Source organism: Anaeromyxobacter dehalogenans 2CP-C (assembly GCF_000013385.1).
Classification (GTDB): Bacteria; Myxococcota; Myxococcia; order Myxococcales; family Anaeromyxobacteraceae; genus Anaeromyxobacter; species Anaeromyxobacter dehalogenans_B.
Genome location: NC_007760.1, coordinates 787,305 through 803,357, shown reverse-complemented (window position 1 = coordinate 803,357; position 16,053 = coordinate 787,305). Strand labels below are relative to the sequence as shown.

At 73.0% G+C, this 16,053-nt stretch carries 14 protein-coding genes; all 14 read left to right on the top strand.

All coding sequences use genetic code 11. From position 1 onward, the window contains the following. The first annotated feature begins 12 nt into the window (after positions 1-12). Complete coding sequence (rho, locus tag ADEH_RS03535) at positions 13-1,326, top strand: transcription termination factor Rho (protein ID WP_011419749.1); 1,314 nt, start codon at positions 13-15, stop codon at positions 1,324-1,326. 142 nt (positions 1,327-1,468) lie between these two features. After that, on the top strand, positions 1,469-1,834 hold the full coding sequence (gene rpmE / locus ADEH_RS03530; protein ID WP_011419748.1) for a 50S ribosomal protein L31: 366 nt from the start codon (positions 1,469-1,471) through the stop codon (positions 1,832-1,834). A 156-nt stretch (positions 1,835-1,990) separates the two neighbouring features. Then, positions 1,991-2,197 (top strand): hypothetical protein, encoded by a 207-nt coding sequence (locus ADEH_RS03525; protein ID WP_041453298.1) that lies wholly within the window; start codon positions 1,991-1,993, stop codon positions 2,195-2,197. A gap of 37 nt (positions 2,198-2,234) precedes the next feature. Then, a complete protein-coding gene (locus ADEH_RS03520; protein ID WP_011419747.1) occupies positions 2,235-3,665 on the top strand; it encodes a sigma-54-dependent transcriptional regulator in 1,431 nt (476 codons plus the stop codon). A gap of 186 nt (positions 3,666-3,851) precedes the next feature. Beyond that, positions 3,852-4,835 carry a type II secretion system protein GspC gene (gene gspC, locus ADEH_RS03515; RefSeq protein WP_011419746.1) on the top strand — a complete coding sequence of 328 codons (984 nt, stop codon included), beginning with the start codon at positions 3,852-3,854 and terminating at the stop codon, positions 4,833-4,835. Positions 4,836-4,854: 19 nt separating this feature from the next. Then, a complete protein-coding gene (gene gspD, locus ADEH_RS03510; RefSeq protein ID WP_011419745.1) occupies positions 4,855-7,548 on the top strand; it encodes a type II secretion system secretin GspD in 2,694 nt (897 codons plus the stop codon). Positions 7,549-7,581: 33 nt separating this feature from the next. Continuing rightward, complete coding sequence (gene gspE, locus ADEH_RS03505; protein WP_011419744.1) at positions 7,582-9,381, top strand: type II secretion system ATPase GspE; 1,800 nt, start codon at positions 7,582-7,584, stop codon at positions 9,379-9,381. Between the two features lie 31 nt (positions 9,382-9,412). Then, complete coding sequence (gene gspF, locus ADEH_RS03500; protein ID WP_011419743.1) at positions 9,413-10,642, top strand: type II secretion system inner membrane protein GspF; 1,230 nt, start codon at positions 9,413-9,415, stop codon at positions 10,640-10,642. 2 nt (positions 10,643-10,644) lie between these two features. Beyond that, entirely contained in the window at positions 10,645-11,058 is a 414-nt protein-coding gene (gspG, locus tag ADEH_RS03495; RefSeq protein ID WP_011419742.1) for a type II secretion system major pseudopilin GspG, read from the top strand. Positions 11,059-11,068: 10 nt separating this feature from the next. After that, positions 11,069-11,680 carry a prepilin-type N-terminal cleavage/methylation domain-containing protein gene (locus ADEH_RS23650; protein WP_011419741.1) on the top strand — a complete coding sequence of 204 codons (612 nt, stop codon included), beginning with the start codon at positions 11,069-11,071 and terminating at the stop codon, positions 11,678-11,680. After that, positions 11,677-12,303, top strand: a complete 627-nt coding sequence (locus ADEH_RS03485; protein ID WP_011419740.1) for a type IV pilus modification PilV family protein — start codon at positions 11,677-11,679, stop codon at positions 12,301-12,303. Before ADEH_RS23650 ends, ADEH_RS03485 begins: the two co-directional genes overlap by 4 nt. Further along, complete coding sequence (locus ADEH_RS03480; protein WP_011419739.1) at positions 12,300-12,962, top strand: PulJ/GspJ family protein; 663 nt, start codon at positions 12,300-12,302, stop codon at positions 12,960-12,962. The genes ADEH_RS03485 and ADEH_RS03480 overlap by 4 nt, the downstream gene beginning before the upstream one ends. Next, positions 12,962-14,413 (top strand): type II secretion system protein GspK, encoded by a 1,452-nt coding sequence (locus ADEH_RS03475; RefSeq protein ID WP_011419738.1) that lies wholly within the window; start codon positions 12,962-12,964, stop codon positions 14,411-14,413. The genes ADEH_RS03480 and ADEH_RS03475 overlap by 1 nt, the downstream gene beginning before the upstream one ends. 4 nt (positions 14,414-14,417) lie before the next feature. Continuing rightward, on the top strand, positions 14,418-16,052 hold the full coding sequence (pilM, locus tag ADEH_RS03470; RefSeq protein ID WP_011419737.1) for a pilus assembly protein PilM: 1,635 nt from the start codon (positions 14,418-14,420) through the stop codon (positions 16,050-16,052). Position 16,053 lies beyond the last annotated feature (1 nt).

The window sequence follows — 16,053 nt, the reverse complement described above, 5'->3', positions numbered from 1 at the left end:
CCGAGAACCGACATGCCCGCACCCGCACCGACAGCCACGTCGAGCACGTCCAGCCTCACCGAGCTCAAGCACATGAAGGTCGCGGAGCTCGCCAAGCTGGCGCGCGACCTCAACGTCGAGGCCGCGGGCGCGCTCAAGAAGCAGGACCTCATCTTCGCGATCCTCCAGGCGCAGTCGAAGGCGGCCGAGGCGGCGAAGGAGGAGATGGAGGTCGGCGGCGAGGGGACGCTCGAGGTGCTGCCCGACGGCTTCGGCTTCCTGCGCAGCCCGGACTTCTCCTACCTGCCGGGCCCCGACGACATCTACGTCTCGCCCTCGCAGATCCGCCGCTTCAACCTGCGCACCGGCGACACGGTGCGCGGCACGGTGCGCCAGCCCAAGGAAGGCGAGCGCTACTTCGCGCTGCTCAAGGTGGACAGCATCAACGGCGAGCCGCCCGAGGAGAGCCAGGCGAAGGTCCTGTTCGACAACCTCACGCCGCTCTACCCGACGCAGCGCCTGACGCTCGAGCACGATCCCGCCGAGATGACCACCCGGGTGGTGGACCTGTTCGCGCCCATCGGCAAGGGGCAGCGCTGCCTCATCGTCTCGCCGCCGCGCGCCGGCAAGACGGTGCTGCTCCAGAACATCGCCCACGCCGTCACCACCAATCACCCGGAGTGCACCCTCATCGTGCTGCTCATCGACGAGCGGCCCGAGGAGGTCACCGACATGGAGCGGACGGTGCGGGGCGAGGTGGTCGCCTCCACCTTCGACGAGCCCGCCACCCGCCACGTGCAGGTGGCGGAGATGGTGATCGAGAAGGCCCGGCGCCTGGTCGAGCACAAGAAGGACGTGGTGATCCTGCTCGACTCGATCACCCGCCTCGCGCGCGCCTACAACTCGACCGTGCCGCCCTCCGGGAAGATCCTCTCCGGCGGCGTGGACTCGAACGCGCTGCACAAGCCGAAGCGCTTCTTCGGCGCGGCCCGCAACATCGAGGAGGGCGGCTCGCTCACCATCATCGGCACCGCGCTGGTGGACACGGGCAGCCGCATGGACGAGGTGATCTTCGAGGAGTTCAAGGGCACCGGGAACTCCGAGATCGTGCTCGACCGCAAGCTGATGGAGAAGCGCATCTTCCCCTGCATGGACATCGGGAAGAGCGGCACGCGCAAGGAGGAGCTGCTCCTGCCGGCCGACTGGCTCTCGAAGATCTACATCCTGCGCCAGACCATCCTGAACGGCCTCGACAACGTCGAGGCGATGAAGTTCATCCTGGACAAGTTCCGCCAGGTGAAGAACCACGACGAGTTCTTCAAGATGATGGTCGGCGGCGGCAAGTAGCGGCCGCTCGCCCGCAGGAGGGAGTCCCCGCCCGCGGCGCGCTCCGCTTGACCTATCCCCGCGATCCGACTAGATCCCGCGGTTCCACAACCGGGCCCGGACCATCGCCGACGACGGCGATGCAAGCGGCCCAGAGGCGAGCATGAAGGAAGGCATCCACCCCGACTACAAGGCCACGAAGGTCCTCTGCGCCTGCGGGAACGTCATCGAGACCCGCTCCGTGCGCGGCGACTTCCACATCGAGATCTGCTCGAACTGCCACCCGTTCTTCACGGGCAAGCAGAAGATCATGGACACGGCCGGCCGCATCGAGCGCTTCAAGACGCGCTATGCCGCCACCCCGGCCAAGGCCGAGCCCGCCAAGAAGGCGCCCGCCGCCGAGCCCGCGAAGAAGGTCGAGGCGGCCAAGGAGAACCGCGCCGCGAAGCGCGCCAAGGCCGGCAAGAGCAAGAAGTCCGAGGCCGCCCCGGCCGCCGAGGCGCCCGCCGCCGACGCGAAGCCCGAGTAGCGCTCTCGAGCGAGTCCCGCGGTTCACCACCAGGAGCGGCGCCACCCGGCGCCGCTCCTTGCGTTTGATCGGCGCCACCCGGCGCCGCTCGTGCGTTCGACGGGGCACGACGGCCGTGCGCTTGCCCGCGGCCCGCGCCCGATCTACAGGTCGATCATGGCCGAGCCGGCGCACCGCTCCAGACCGTCGCGGCAGGGGCTCACCGAGTACCTGCTGCTCGTCGGCGCGCTCGCGATCCTCGCCGCCGGCGCGGTGGCGCTCTTCGCCCCGCAGATCCGCGCCGCGCTCGGCGGCCCGCCCGCGGCGGGCCCCACCACGCCGGCCCCCGCGCCCCGGTCCCCGCCGACCTCCAGCGGCGGCTGACGCCCGGGCGCCGCGCGGACGGTATATCCTCCCCGTCGTGTCCCCACTCGTCCTGGTCGTCGATGACGAGAGCCCGAACCTCGAGTCGCTCGGCAAGATCTTCGAGCGCGAGGGCTGGCGCGTGGCGCTCGCCGGCTCCGGCGCCGCCGCGCTGGAGGTGCTCCGCCGCGAGCGCGCCGCGGTGGTGGTCACCGACCTGATGATGCCGGGCATGAGCGGCGACGAGCTGCTCCGCGCGGTGAAGACGGTGTCGCCCGAGTCCGAGGTGGTGGTGATGACCGCCTACGGCACCGTGGAGGCGGCGGTCGCCGCCATGAAGCAGGGCGCCTACGACTTCATCACCAAGCCGGTGAAGCGCCACGCCATCGTGAAGGCGGTGCGCCAGGCGCTGGAGCGCGCCTCGCTGGTCGCGGAGAACCGCGCGCTGAAGGCGCGCCTGGCCGAGCTCGCGCCGGGCGGCGCGGGCGCGCTCCTCGGCGACGCGCCCGCGTTCCGCGCGGTGCTCGAGATCCTGCGCCAGGCCGCCCCGACGCAGGCGACCGTGCTGCTGCTCGGCGAGAGCGGCACCGGCAAGGAGCTCGCCGCGCGCCTGGTGCACGACCTGTCGCCGCGCGCCGCCGGTCCGTTCGTGCCCATCCACTGCGCCGCCATCCCGGAGACGCTGCTCGAGTCCGAGCTGTTCGGCCACGAGAAGGGCGCGTTCACCGGCGCGGTGGCGCGCAAGGACGGGCGCTTCGAGCGGGCCCACGGCGGCACGCTGTTCCTCGACGAGATCGGCGAGATGTCGCCCGCGGTGCAGGTGAAGCTGCTGCGGTTCCTGCAGGACGGGGTGCTCGAGCGCGTGGGCGGGAACGAGCCGGTGCGCGTGGACGTGCGGGTGGTGGCCGCGACGAACAAGGACCTCGCCGCCGAGGTGAAGGCGGGCCGGTTCCGCGAGGACCTGTTCTACCGGCTCGACGTGGTGCGGGTGCGACTCCCGCCGCTCCGCGAGCGGCGCGAGGACGTGCCGCTGCTCGCCATGGCGTTCCTGCGGCGCATGGCCGAGCGCAACGGGAAGCCGATCTCCGGCTTCACGCCCGGTGCGATGGCCGCGCTGGAGCGGTACGCCTGGCCGGGGAACGTGCGCGAGCTGCAGCACGCCATCGAGCGCGCCGTGGTGCTCACCCGCGCCGACGTGGTCGAGGTGGGCGACCTGCCGGAGGCCATCCGCGCCGCGGGACCCGCCGCCGAGGCCGCGCCGCCCGCCGGTCCGGCCGGCGCCCCGGTGCTGACGGTGCCGCTCGGCACGTCCATGGACGAGATCGAGCGGCGCGTGATCCGCGAGACGCTCCGCCACACGCACGGTGACAAGAACCTGGCGGCTCAGCTCCTCGGCATCGCCGCGCGGACCATCTACCGGAAGCTCGATCGCGACGAGGATGGGCGCCTCCTCGGCCCGCCGGAGGGCGGCGGCGAGGGCGCGGAGTAGGCTGCCAAATTGGCGGCGGCGCGGGGCGCGCCGGGGCGGCCTTGCCAAATTGGCAGCAGCGGGGGCCGCGCTCCCCTCGGGCGGGCGCACCGTCCGGGATTTGCGTGTATTCCCGCCATGTTGTGTATCGGTCAGGGCCCGTCCCCGTGGCACGACGGTTGCTCATCCCGGCCCCTGGCCGCTCCCATGCTCGACCTCTTCTTCCGCAAGTACGCCTGGACCGCGAACCTCGCGCTGCTGTTCGCGGCGGCCTGGCTCACGGCGAAGACCGTCAACACGCTCGTCGGCGCGGCGATCCGGCCGAGGCCGCAGGCGGAGCTCGCGCTGCCGCCGCCCGCGCCCGTCCGGACGGTGCTGCCCGCCTCGATCGACGAGGCGCGGCTGTACCACCTCATCGGGCGCGAGCCGCCGCAGCAGGCCAACGAGGCGACGCCGGCGGCGCCCGCGCGCCCGCAGAACTGCGCCGACCCGCGGGCCGAGCCGGCGCGCTCCGACCTGCGGCTCGCGCTGGTCGCGGGCGTGGTCGCCGAGCAGCCGCGCTTCTCGCTCGCGACCATCACCGACCTCTCCTCCCGCGAGACGGTGGTGCTCGGCGTCGGCGACCGGATCCAGGGCGCCCAGCTGCTCGGCCTCCAGCGCGTCCGCGACGGCGGCGACGTCACCGGGAACGCGTTCAAGGTGATCGCGGTGCTGTGCAACCGCGGCACGAAGGAGTACCTGGACTTCGAGGGCGGCGGGAGCGAGGCGCCGGACGCCGGCGCCAACCTCGGCTACGCGTCGGTCCCGCGCCCCAGCCCGCGCCCGGGCGCGCCGGGGCCGATGGAGGGCGTGCGCGCGGTCTCGAAGGACAAGTACGAGATCGACCGCAAGGTCATCGACGGCACGCTCAACAACCTGAGCGCGATCTCCACCCAGGCCCGCATCGTCCCGTCGTTCAAGAACGGCGTGGCGAACGGGTTCAAGCTGTTCTCGATCCAGCCGGGCTCGCTCTACGCGTCCATCGGCATCGAGAACGGCGACGTCATCCAGCGCGTGAACGGGTACGAGCTCAACTCGCCCGAGAAGGCGCTCGAGCTGTACCAGAAGCTGCGCGACTCCGGGCACGTGACCATCGAGCTCGAGCGGCAGGGGCAGCCGATCCGCAAGGAGTACAACATCACCGGCCCGTGATCCCGGCCGAGGGAACGCCATGAAGAAGCTCCTCGCCACGACGTTGCTCGTCCCGGTGCTCGCCGCCGCGCAGGTCCCGCTGCGCCCGACCGACGACCCCGAGTCGCCGGCCCGGCCGCGCCCGACGCGGCCCACCTCTCCGCCGACCGGCATCCCCACCACGCCGCCGCCTCCCGGGACCTCGATCGGCCCCGGCGGCGTGGCCCCGATCCAGCAGAACGGCGCGCGCCCGCCCGCGGGCCGGCCCACCTCGCCGGCCCCGCGCCCGGGGGGCGCGGCCACGCCCACCCCGGCGCCCGCGCGCGGCGGCGGCGGCGAGGCCGAGACCACGCTGCAGGCCGCGAACGGCAAGTGCGTCCCGATGCAGGGGCGCTTCATGCTGACGTTCAACCGGGCCGAGGTGGTGGACGTGCTCGAGCAGGCCAGCCGCTGGACCTGCCGCAACTTCATCTACACGGAGGACGTGGCGCGCGGGAAGATCACGCTGCTCTCCAAGACGCCGGTCACCGCCGAGGAGGCCTACGCCGCGTTCCTCGCCGCGCTGAACGCGAACAGCATCACCGTCTACCCGACGGGCCGGTACTGGCGCCTGGGCCGCGCCGCCGACAGCAAGAAGATGCCCATCCCGACGTACACCGACCCGGAGAGCGGCACGCCGGCGAACGAGCAGGTCATCACCAAGGTGATCCGCCTGCAGTACGCCGACGCCGACCAGCTCCGCGGGGTGATGGGCAACTTCATCTCGCCGCAGGGCGCGGACATCCAGTCGATCCCGCCCTCGACGCTGGTCATCACCGACACCGGCCTCAACATCCGCCGCATCGAGAAGATGCTCGAGGCGATCGACAAGGTCGGCGGCGGCGACCTGGTCCGCATCGTCCAGGTGCGCTACGCGTCCGCGAAGGACCTCGCCGACAAGGTGAACCAGATCTTCCAGGCGCAAGGCGGGCGGGGCGCGCGCCCGGCGCGCATCACCAGCGGCCCGGCGCGGCCCGGCGTCCCCACCACGCAGCCCGCGGGCGGATCGGTCGAGGTCTCCGTCTACAAGGTCCTCCCCGACGACCGCACCAACAAGCTCATCGTCATCGCGGACGAGAAGAGCTTCCAGCAGATCATGGAGCTGGTGCAGCAGCTCGACGTGCCCACCAGCGCCGACGGCGGCGTCCACGTCCTGTTCCTGAAGAACGCGAACGCGGAGGAGCTCGCCACCACGCTCTCCAACCTGGCGCAGGGCCAGGCCAAGCGCACCACCACGCCCGGCGCGCCGACGCAGCCGGCGGCGCGTCCGGGGATGCCCGGGGCGCCGCCCGCGGCGGCGCCCGCGCCGGCCGGCGACGTCACGGCCGAGCTGTTCTCCGGCGAGGTGAAGATCACCGCGGACAAGACGCAGAACGCGCTCCTCGTGCAGGCGAGCGGGGCCGACTTCTCCGCGGTCCAGCGCCTCGTCGAGAAGCTCGACCGCCCGCGGCGCCAGGTGTTCGTCGAGGCGGTGATCATGGAGGTGAACCTCAAGAACTCCATGGAGCTCGGCGTCAGCGCGCACGGCGCCATCCCGTACAAGTACAAGGGCGACACCGGCGTCATCCCCCTCTCCTCGCAGACCGGGCGCGTGTCGTCGCTCGACATGTCGAGCGCGATCGCGCTGGGCGGGTTCCTCACCGGCTACACCGGCCCCATCTCCGCGGAGCTGAAGGACCTGGGCTTCGGCAACATCCCCAGCCTCGGCCTGCTCATCCAGGCGCTGCAGTCCAACTCCGACGTGAACGTGCTCTCCACGCCGCACCTGCTCGCCACCGACAACGAGGAGTCGGAGATCACGGTCGGCCAGAACGTGCCGTTCCAGTCCGGCTACGCGCCCCAGGGGCTCTCCAACCTGCTCTCCGGGTCCGGCACGGGCGGCAGCAGCACCGTCGGCGCGGCGCTCGGCACCCAGGGCCTTGGCTCGCTCTACGCGCCGATCCAGCGGCAGAACGTGGAGCTGAAGCTCAAGATCAAGCCGCAGATCAACGAGGGCGGGAACATCCGGCTCACCATCGAGGAGCAGACCGAGGAGATCGCGGAGAAGGACCCGCAGCTCGGCCCGACCACCGCCAAGCGCAGCGTCAAGACGCAGATCGTGGCGCGCGACCAGAGCACGATCGTGATCGGCGGCCTCATCCAGGACCGCGCCATCCGCAGCGTGTCCAAGATCCCGTTCCTGGGCAGCCTGCCCATCCTCGGGTGGCTGTTCCGCGACACCACCACCACCAAGCAGAAGGTGAACCTCCTGCTCTTCCTCACGCCGTACATCATCCGCGACGAGGCGGACTACCGGCGCATCTACGAGAAGAAGCGCGAGGAGCAGCAGCAGTTCATCGAGCAGTTCTACGGCCGCCAGCCTCGCTACGACGTGGACGTGGACTTCAGCCGGAAGACCGGGCCCTACTCGCGGCTGCGCCAGGGCGTCAGCCAGGAGACCTCGCGGATCGAGAACGGCGGCGGCGGCGCGCCGGGCGAGTACCTGTCCGCTCCCCCCGCCGGCGGCCCGCCGCCGACCACCGTCGTCCCGGTGCCGCGCCCGAGCTCCCCCGCGCCCGCGCCCGAGCCGGAGGCCGCGCCCGACGCGGCGCCGCCGCCCGAGGGGACGCCCGAGCCGATCGAGCGCCTCTCGCCGCAGCAGGCGCCGCCCGCCGGCGAGCCGGCGTCGCCGGGAGGGACCCCGCCGCAGGAATGAGCGGGGGCGGACCGTCCGTTTCACGGGATCCTCATGCCGAACGACGCACAGATCGACACCGCCCGGACCGCCGTCCAGGGCGCAGTCCCCGGGCTCGCCGCCGCGGCGGGCCTCTCCGGCCGCCCCATCGGCGAGATCCTCCGGGAGACCGCCGGGCTGGACCCGGCGCGGCTCGAGGAGGCGCTCGCGCTGCAGCGCGGCGAGCAGGCCGGGCAGCGCCTCGGCGAGATCCTCGTCCGCCTGAAGGCCGTCACCGAGGAGGACGTGCTGCGCGCGCTCGCGGCCCAGCTCGACCTGCCCTTCGTCGAGCGCATCGACCCCGAGTCGGTGCCCGGAGACCTCGCGGCCAAGGTGCCCATCCACTTCGCGAAGCAGTCGAAGGTGCTGCCGCTCGGCACCGCCGGCGACGCGATCCGGGTGGCGGTGGGCGACCCGCTCGACACCGCCGCACAGGACTCGGTGTCGATGCTGCTCGGCGCCGCCGTGGCGCCGGAGGTGGCGCCGCCGCAGGTGGTGCTCGACGCCATCAACGCGGTGTACGACCGCGCCGCCGACGAGCACGACAAGCTCATGGAGGACCTCGAGACCGAGGACCTCGAGAGCGTCGCGCACGAGCTGCAGGAGCCGACCGACCTCCTCGAGGCGGACGACGAGGCGCCCATCATCCGCCTGGTCAACTCGCTCCTGTTCCGCGCGGTGAAGGAGCGCGCCAGCGACATCCACATCCTCCCGGAGGAGAAGGACATCTCGGTGCGCTACCGGATCGACGGCGTGCTCCGCGAGGTGATCCGCCCCCCGAAGCGCTTCCAGGCCTCCATCGGCAGCCGCATCAAGATCATGGGCGGCCTGAACATCGCCGAGAAGCGGCTGCCGCAGGACGGCCGCATCCGGATCAAGATCGCCGGCAAGGACGTGGACATCCGCCTCTCCACCGTGCCGACCGCGCACGGCGAGCGGATCGTGATGCGCCTCCTCGACAAGTCCAACGTGGTGCTGGACCTGGCCGAGCTCGGCTTCGAGGACTGGCAGCTCAAGGTGATGGACACGCTCATCACCCGCTCGCACGGGATCGTGCTGGTCACCGGCCCCACCGGCTCCGGCAAGACCACCACGCTCTACGCGGCGCTCGCGAAGATCAACTCGCCCGACCTGAACATCCTCACCATCGAGGATCCGGTCGAGATCCCGCTGAAGGGCGTGGGCCAGGTGCAGGTCAACCCGAAGATCGACCTGACCTTCGCGAGCGGGCTGCGCTCGTTCCTCCGGCAGGACCCGGACGTCATCATGGTCGGCGAGATCCGCGACCTGGAGACCGCCGAGATCGCGATCCAGGCCTCCCTCACCGGCCACCTGGTGCTCTCCACCGTGCACACCAACGACGCCGCCGGGGCCATCACGCGCCTGGTGGACATGGGCGTGCAGCCGTTCCTGGTGGCCTCCTCGCTGGTGGGCGTGCTGGCCCAGCGCCTGGTGCGCGTGCTCTGCACGACCTGCAAGAAGCCCTACGTCCCGACCGTCGAGGAGCGCGCGCTCGCCGGCCTCACGCCCGAGATCCTCCGCAAGGCCGGCGACCCGACCCACCTCTACAAGGCGGTGGGGTGCCCGGCCTGCAACCACACCGGCTACCAGGGCCGGACCGGCATCTACGAGCTGATGATGGTGGACGACGACGTCCGCCCGCTCATCCTCAAGTCGGTGGACGCCACCACCATCAAGCGCGCCGCGGTCGAGCGCGGGATGGTGACGCTCATGGAGCACGGCGCGTACAAGGTCGCGCGCGGCATCACCACCGCGGCCGAGGTGCTGTCGGTCACCGCGGAGGACATCCGGTGAGCGGCGCGCCGCGCGCCCACGGAGTCGCCTGATGCCGGTCTTCGAGTACAAGGCGTACGACGCCCAGGGCAAGGCGATCCAGGGCCTGCGCGAGGCGGACTCGCCGAAGGCGCTGCGCAGCGTGCTGCGCCGCGACGGCGTGTTCCTCACCGAGGTGCTGGGCGAGCAGCAGGTGAAGGCGCAGCAGGCGCGCGAGGTGAGCGTGCGCCGCTGGATGGTGGGCCGGGTCGGGCCGGTGAACCTCGCCATCGCGACCCGCCAGCTCTCGGTGCTGGTGGGCGCGGGCATCCCGCTGGTGGAGGCGCTCACCGCGCTGGTGGACCAGGTCGAGCACGAGCGGCTGAAGCGCGTGCTCGGCGACGTGAAGCAGCGCGTGAACGAGGGCGCGGCGCTGGCCGACGCGCTCGCCGCCCACCCCCGCGTGTTCTCGACGCTGTACGTGAACATGATCCGCGCCGGCGAGCACTCCGGCGCGCTCGAGGTGGTGCTGGTCCGGCTGGCCGACTTCACCGAGAGCCAGGCCCGGCTGCGCTCGAAGATCATGGGCACCATGGCCTACCCGGCCGCCATGATGGTCATCGGGTCGGTCATCCTGGGGGTGCTGTTCACCGTGGTCATCCCGAAGATCACGAAGATCTTCGAGGACACCAAGGCGCAGCTCCCGTGGAACACCCGGGCGCTCATCGCCGCGTCGCACTTCGTCGCCGACTACTGGTGGCTGCTGCTCGCGCTGGCCGCGCTCTCGATCTGGGGCTTCGTCCGGTGGCGCCGGACGCCGGCCGGGCGCGCCGCCTGGGACCGCGCCGCGCTGCGCTTCTGGATCTTCGGGCCGCTGACCCGGCAGATCGCCATCAGCCGCTTCGCCCGCACGCTCTCCACGCTGCTGCGCAGCGGCGTTCCGCTGCTCACCGCCATGGAGATCGTGAAGAACATCGTCGGCAACACGCGCCTCGCCGACGTGATCGACCAGGCGCGGGACGCCATCCGGGAGGGCGAGTCCATCGCCGCCCCGCTCAAGCGCTCCGGCGAGTTCCCGCCGCTCGTCTACCACATGGTGGCGATCGGCGAGCGCTCCGGCGCGCTCGAGGAGATGCTCGGCAACGTCGCCAAGGCCTACGAGGACCAGGTCGAGACGACGGTGACCGCGCTCACCTCGCTGCTCGAGCCGCTCATGATCGTCGCGATGGGCGTGGTGGTCGCCTTCATCGTGTTCTCCGTCCTTCTCCCCATCCTCCAGATCAACAACCTCGCAGGAGGCTAGAGATGCACGCCCGCAACCGGCGCCGCGCCCAGCGCGGCATGACCCTCATCGAGATCATGGTGGTGATCGTGATCCTCGGCCTCATCGCCTCCGCGGTGGCCGTGAACGTGGTCGGCCAGATGTCCAAGGCCCGCGTGGACACCGCCAAGAACGACGTCCGCAAGATCGCGGACGGCGTGGACACGTTCAAGGTGCTGAAGGGCCGCTACCCGACCACCGAGGAGGGCCTCGGGATCCTCATCAAGGAGAACATCCTCAAGGCGAACAAGGAGGGGTCGCTGAAGGACCCCTGGAACAACGACTACGTCTACCTGTACCCGGGCCAGGCGCACCAGGACGGCTACGACGTGAAGAGCTACGGCGCCGACGGCCAGCCCGGCGGCGAGGGCGAGAACGCCGACGTCGTGAACCCGTGAGCCCGGGCCCTTGGACCGCCGCCGCCGCCAGCGAGGGTTCACCCTCATCGAGCTGCTGATCGTGATCGGCGTGATCGGCCTGCTCGCGGCGATGGTCGTGCCCGCGGCGGAGTCGGCCACCGGCGCGAACGCGCGCAAGGCGGCGGGCGAGCTGTCCGGGGCGATGCGCTCCCTGTACGACACCGCCGCGCTGCGGAACGCCACCTGCCGGATCGCGCTCGACCTCGGCCAGCGCACCTGGTGGGCGGAGTGCGCGCCCGGAGCGGTGGGCATCTCGGACCCGGCGCGGCCGCAGGACGACGCGGCGCTCGCGAAGCGCTTCCCGGACGAGAAGGACGAGGAGATCCGCCGGCTGCTCGCGCGGAGCGCGTTCGGGAAGTTCGAGGACCGCCTCGTCGGCGAGCGCAAGCTGCCCGGCTCGACCGGGTTCGGGCCCGTCCACGTGGAGGGCCGGCGCGACGCGATCGAGCAGGGGCTGGCCTACGTGTACTTCTTCCCGGGCGGCCAGGCCCAGCGCGCCTGGGTCCCGGTGGTGGACCGCTCCAACGTCTACACCGTGGTCACCGAGCCGTTCACGGGGCGCTCGCGCGTCGTGCCGGGCAAGGTGGAGGTGGCCGAGTGACGCCCGCCGCCGCGCGCCGCGGGAGCCAGGCCGGTCGCCGCGCCGGCGGCTTCACGCTCCTCGAGGTGATGGTCGCGCTCGCGATCCTCGCCATGGGGCTCATGGCGCTCTCCGACGTGGTGGGCGGCGCGCTCCGCAACCACGCGCGCGCCGGGCGCCTGGACGTGGCCACGCTGCTCGCGCGCGGGAAGATGGTGGAGCTGGAGGAGGCGTTCGAGCGCAAGGGCTTCCGCGACTTCGACGAGGAGGAGGACGGCTCCTTCGAGCGCGAGGGGCACCCGGAGGTGCGCTGGAAGCTGGAGGTGCTCCGCCCGCGGGTGGAGCTCGGCCCGGAGCGCATCCTGCAGCTGCTCACCGGCTCCGAGGGCGGCGACCTCTCGGCGCTGCTCGGCGGGACGAGCGGGGGGAAGGACGCGCAGGGCGGCGGGCCGCAGACGGTCACGCCGGGCACCGCCGCGGTGGCCGGCACGCTCAACGCGCAGCTCACCGCCATGGGCGAGCAGATCAAGAAGGCGGTGCGCGAGGTGCGCCTCACCGTCTCGTGGTCCGAGGGCGCGCGGCAGGACTCCTTCACGGTCGTGACGCACCTGGTGGTGCTCGCGCCGACGGAGCCGGGCACGTGAGCGGGCGCCGCGCCGCCGCGGGCGGGTTCACGCTCCTCGAGGTGCTGATCGCGATGGCGATCACCGCCGCGGTGGGGGCGATGACGCTGGGCGCCTTCCACCAGGTGGACCGGGCCCAGGAGATCGCCCGCTCCCAGGGGGATCGCTACGCGGCGGCGCGCCTCGCGCTCACGCGCCTGGCGCGCGAGACCTCGATGGCGTTCCTGTCCGAGCACTACGACAGGAACCGGCTGCGCGAGCGCCCCACGCTGTTCCGCGGGCGCGAGGACGCGCTGCTGTTCACCACGCAGGCGCACCGGCGGCTGCTCCGCGACGCGCGCGAGTCCGACGCGTCGGTGGTGGAGTACACGCTCGAGTCGGCCCGGGACGGCGGCGGGGAGCAGGCGCTGTTCCGGCGCGAGAAGTGGCGCGTGGACGAGGAGCCGGAGCGCGAGGGACGCAAGGACGTCGTCGCCGACCACGTCACCGGCTTCCGGGTCCAGTACTGGGACGCGAAGAAGAAGGACTGGGTGCGCGAGTGGAACACCCGCTCGGTGGAGCGCGCGAACGAGCTGCCCGCGCGCGTCCGCTTCGAGCTCGAGGTGAAGCTCGCCGACGGCCGCACCGAGCGGTTCTCCACGGAGGCGCGGGTCGCGTTGACGCGGCCGCTGGACTTCTGATGCGCGCCCCCCTCCGCCCGAGCCCGCGGCTCGCTCGCCGGCGCCCTCGCGGCGCCGCGCTCCTCGTGGTCATGGTGTCGCTCGCCATCCTCACCGCGCTCTCGGTGGACCTCGCCTACGAGACCCGCGTGCGGCTGCAGATCGCGGTGAACGGCCGGGACGAGCTCCGCGCCACGTACCTCGCGAAGAGCGCGGTGTCCTTCTCGCGCCTGGTGCTCGCGTTCCAGCAGCAGATCGACCAGGCGAGCGGCGCGGCCTGCCAGGCGCTCGGCGCGCTCACCGGCGGCGCCGGCGCGGCGACCGCCGCGGGCACGGCCGGGGCCGGCGGCGCGGGCGGCCAGGCCGGGGCCGCGTGTCCGCGCCCGCAGATCTGGGAGCTGGTCCCGGTCAGCTCGGGCCTGGTGCAGGCGCTGTTCGGCGAGGCCGGTCCTGCGGCGCAGGCGGCGGCCGCGGAGGGCGCGCCGCCGCAGGCCCGCTTCGGCGACTTCGAGGGCGGGTTCGCCTCGAAGATCGAGGACGAGGGGCGCAAGGTGAACGTCCAGCTGGACGCGCTCCAGACCAGCGGCCTGCTCGGCCCGCAGGTGGAGGCGATCCTCCGGCTCGTGTGCGACGCGCGCTGGGATCCGCTGTTCGACCGCGAGGACGCGGACGGGCAGCGCTGGACCCGCAACGACCTCCTCCTGCACCTGCGCGACTGGGTGGACGACGACGAGGCCGGCTCCGCGCTGGCGGTGAGCTACCCGGGCGGCGACGGGTGCACGTTCGTGGTCCCCGCCAACCCGTTCGAGAAGGGCTTCTCCGACGAGAACCGGCCGTACGACCACGGCCGCGACCGCTACCGCGCCAAGAACGCCCGCTTCGACTCGCTCGCCGAGCTGAGCCTGGTCGCGGGGGTGAGCGACGCGTTCCTGGCCGCCTTCGGCGACCGGCTCACCGTGTACCTGCCGCGCGAGGCGAAGATCAACGTGAACACCTCGGACGCGTCCGAGCAGATGCGGATCGCGTGGATGATGGCCGACCCGGCGGCGCAGCCGCTGCTGCTCGACCCCGCGTTCCCGCAGAAGCTCCAGCGCGCGCTCTCCGACGTGCGCATGGGCGGCCTGATGGCGCTCACGCCGCCGCAGTTCGCGGCGGTCGTCGCGGCGCTGGGCGTGCCCGTGCGCGCCGACTACCTGACGCAGAACCCGAAGTCGCCGTTCACCGACCGCTCGGCGGCGTTCCGCATCCGCGCGTTCGGCAACGCCGGCGCGGTCAGCAAGACCATCGACGCGGTGGTCACCTTCGACCCGAACCAGAACCAGCCGGCCGGCACGGCCCCGATCGCGGGGACCGCCGGGACGGCGCCGGCGGCCGGGACGCCGCCCGCCGCCGGCAACCCCCTCATCACCGCGCTCCAGGGCCAGGCCGCCGGGATGTCTTCCGGTCGCCTCATCCACTGGCGCGAGGAGTAGAGCCATGGCCCAGCACATCCTCGGCCTCGACCTGGGCGCGCACGCGGTGAAGGCCGTGCTCCTGGAGAGCACCTACCGCGGCTACGCCGTGCTCGGGGCCGCCAGCGCGCCGCTCCCCGCAGCGGAGGGCGACGACGCGCCGCCGCTGCTGGCGCGGCAGGCGGCCGCCGTCCACCAGCTGCTGGAGGAGCGCGGGTGGCGGGTGGACGAGTCGGTGGTGGGGTTCCCCGGCTCGTCCGTCTCCTCGAACGTGGTGACGCTCCCGTTCACCGACGCGCGCCGCATCGAGCAGACCATCGGGTTCGAGGTGGAGGGGCAGATCCCCTTCGACCTCGCGTCGGTCGCGTGGGACTGGCAGCCGCTCGGCGTGCGCGACGGCAAGACCGACCTGCTGGTGGGCGTGGTGCGCAAGGAGGAGCTGGGCGCGCTGCTCGCCGCGCTCGGCCACGGCGGCCTCGACCCGCGCGCGGTGATCCCCGCCGGCCCCGCCTACGCGGCGCTGCTGGCGGGCGGGGCGGTGGAGCCGCTCCCGGCGCCGGCCGGGGGACCCGCGCCGGCGGAGGGCGTGCTCGACGTCGGCGCCGAGCGCACCAGCCTGTGCGTCACCGTGGCCGGCGCCTGCGAGGCGGCCCGGACGTTCGCGTTCGGCGGCGCGCACCTGGCGCGCGCGCTGGCGCGGGCGCTCGGGATCGCCGAGGCGGACGCGGGCGCGCTCCTCGCCGGCGAGCTGGGCGGCCCCCCGCCGCCGCCGGAGCTGGCGGCGAAGGCGCGGGACCCGCGGGCCTCGGCGGCGCTCTCCGCGGCGCTGCAGCCGCTCGTGCGCGAGGTGCGCGCCACGCTGCGCGCCTGGCAGGCGCGGGTGGGGCCGCGGCGCCTGGAGCGCCTCGCGCTGGCGGGCGAGCTGGCCGCGCTGCCGGGCCTCCCGGAGCTGCTCGCGCCGGACGTGGACGGCCCGGTGGTGCCGCTGGCGCTGGCCGGGCCGGCCGCGGCCTCGGTCCCCGCCGACCGCGCCCCGGGGCTGGCGCTGGCGCTGGCGCTCGCGCTCCGCGGCCACCAGGGGGCGCGCGCGCCGCGCCTGAACCTGCGCCGCGGCGAGCTCGCGTACACCCGCGACTTCGAGCACCTCAAGGGCAAGCTGGCGCGGCTCGGCCTGTACGCGGCGGCCATCCTGGTGCTGGCGGTGGTGAGCGCCGGGGTGAAGGTGTTCGCGCTCTCGCGCCAGGAGGCGTCCCTCGACCGGGCGCTCTGCGACGCGGAGCAGAAGATCCTGGGCCGCTGCTACGCGAACTTCGAGGAGGCGCAGGCGATCCTGCGCGGGCGCGGCACCGCGGCGGCGGCGCTGCCGCGGGTCTCGGCCGTGGACGTGCTGGCCGAGCTGGCCGACAAGGTGCCGGCGGAGGTCCCGGTGCGGTTCGACCGCATCGAGATCACCCGCGACAAGCTGCACCTGGAGGGCACCACCGACGGCGCCGAGAGCGTGGACAAGGTCGTCGAGGGGCTGCGCGGCTCGCGCTGCTTCGGCGACGCCCGCTCCGGCAGCGCCCGCAAGCGCGCCTCCGACGGCAAGTTCGAGTTCTCCATCGACTCCGGGCTGACCTGCCTCGAGTCCGGCCCGCGCGACGCGGGCGAGAGGGGCTGAG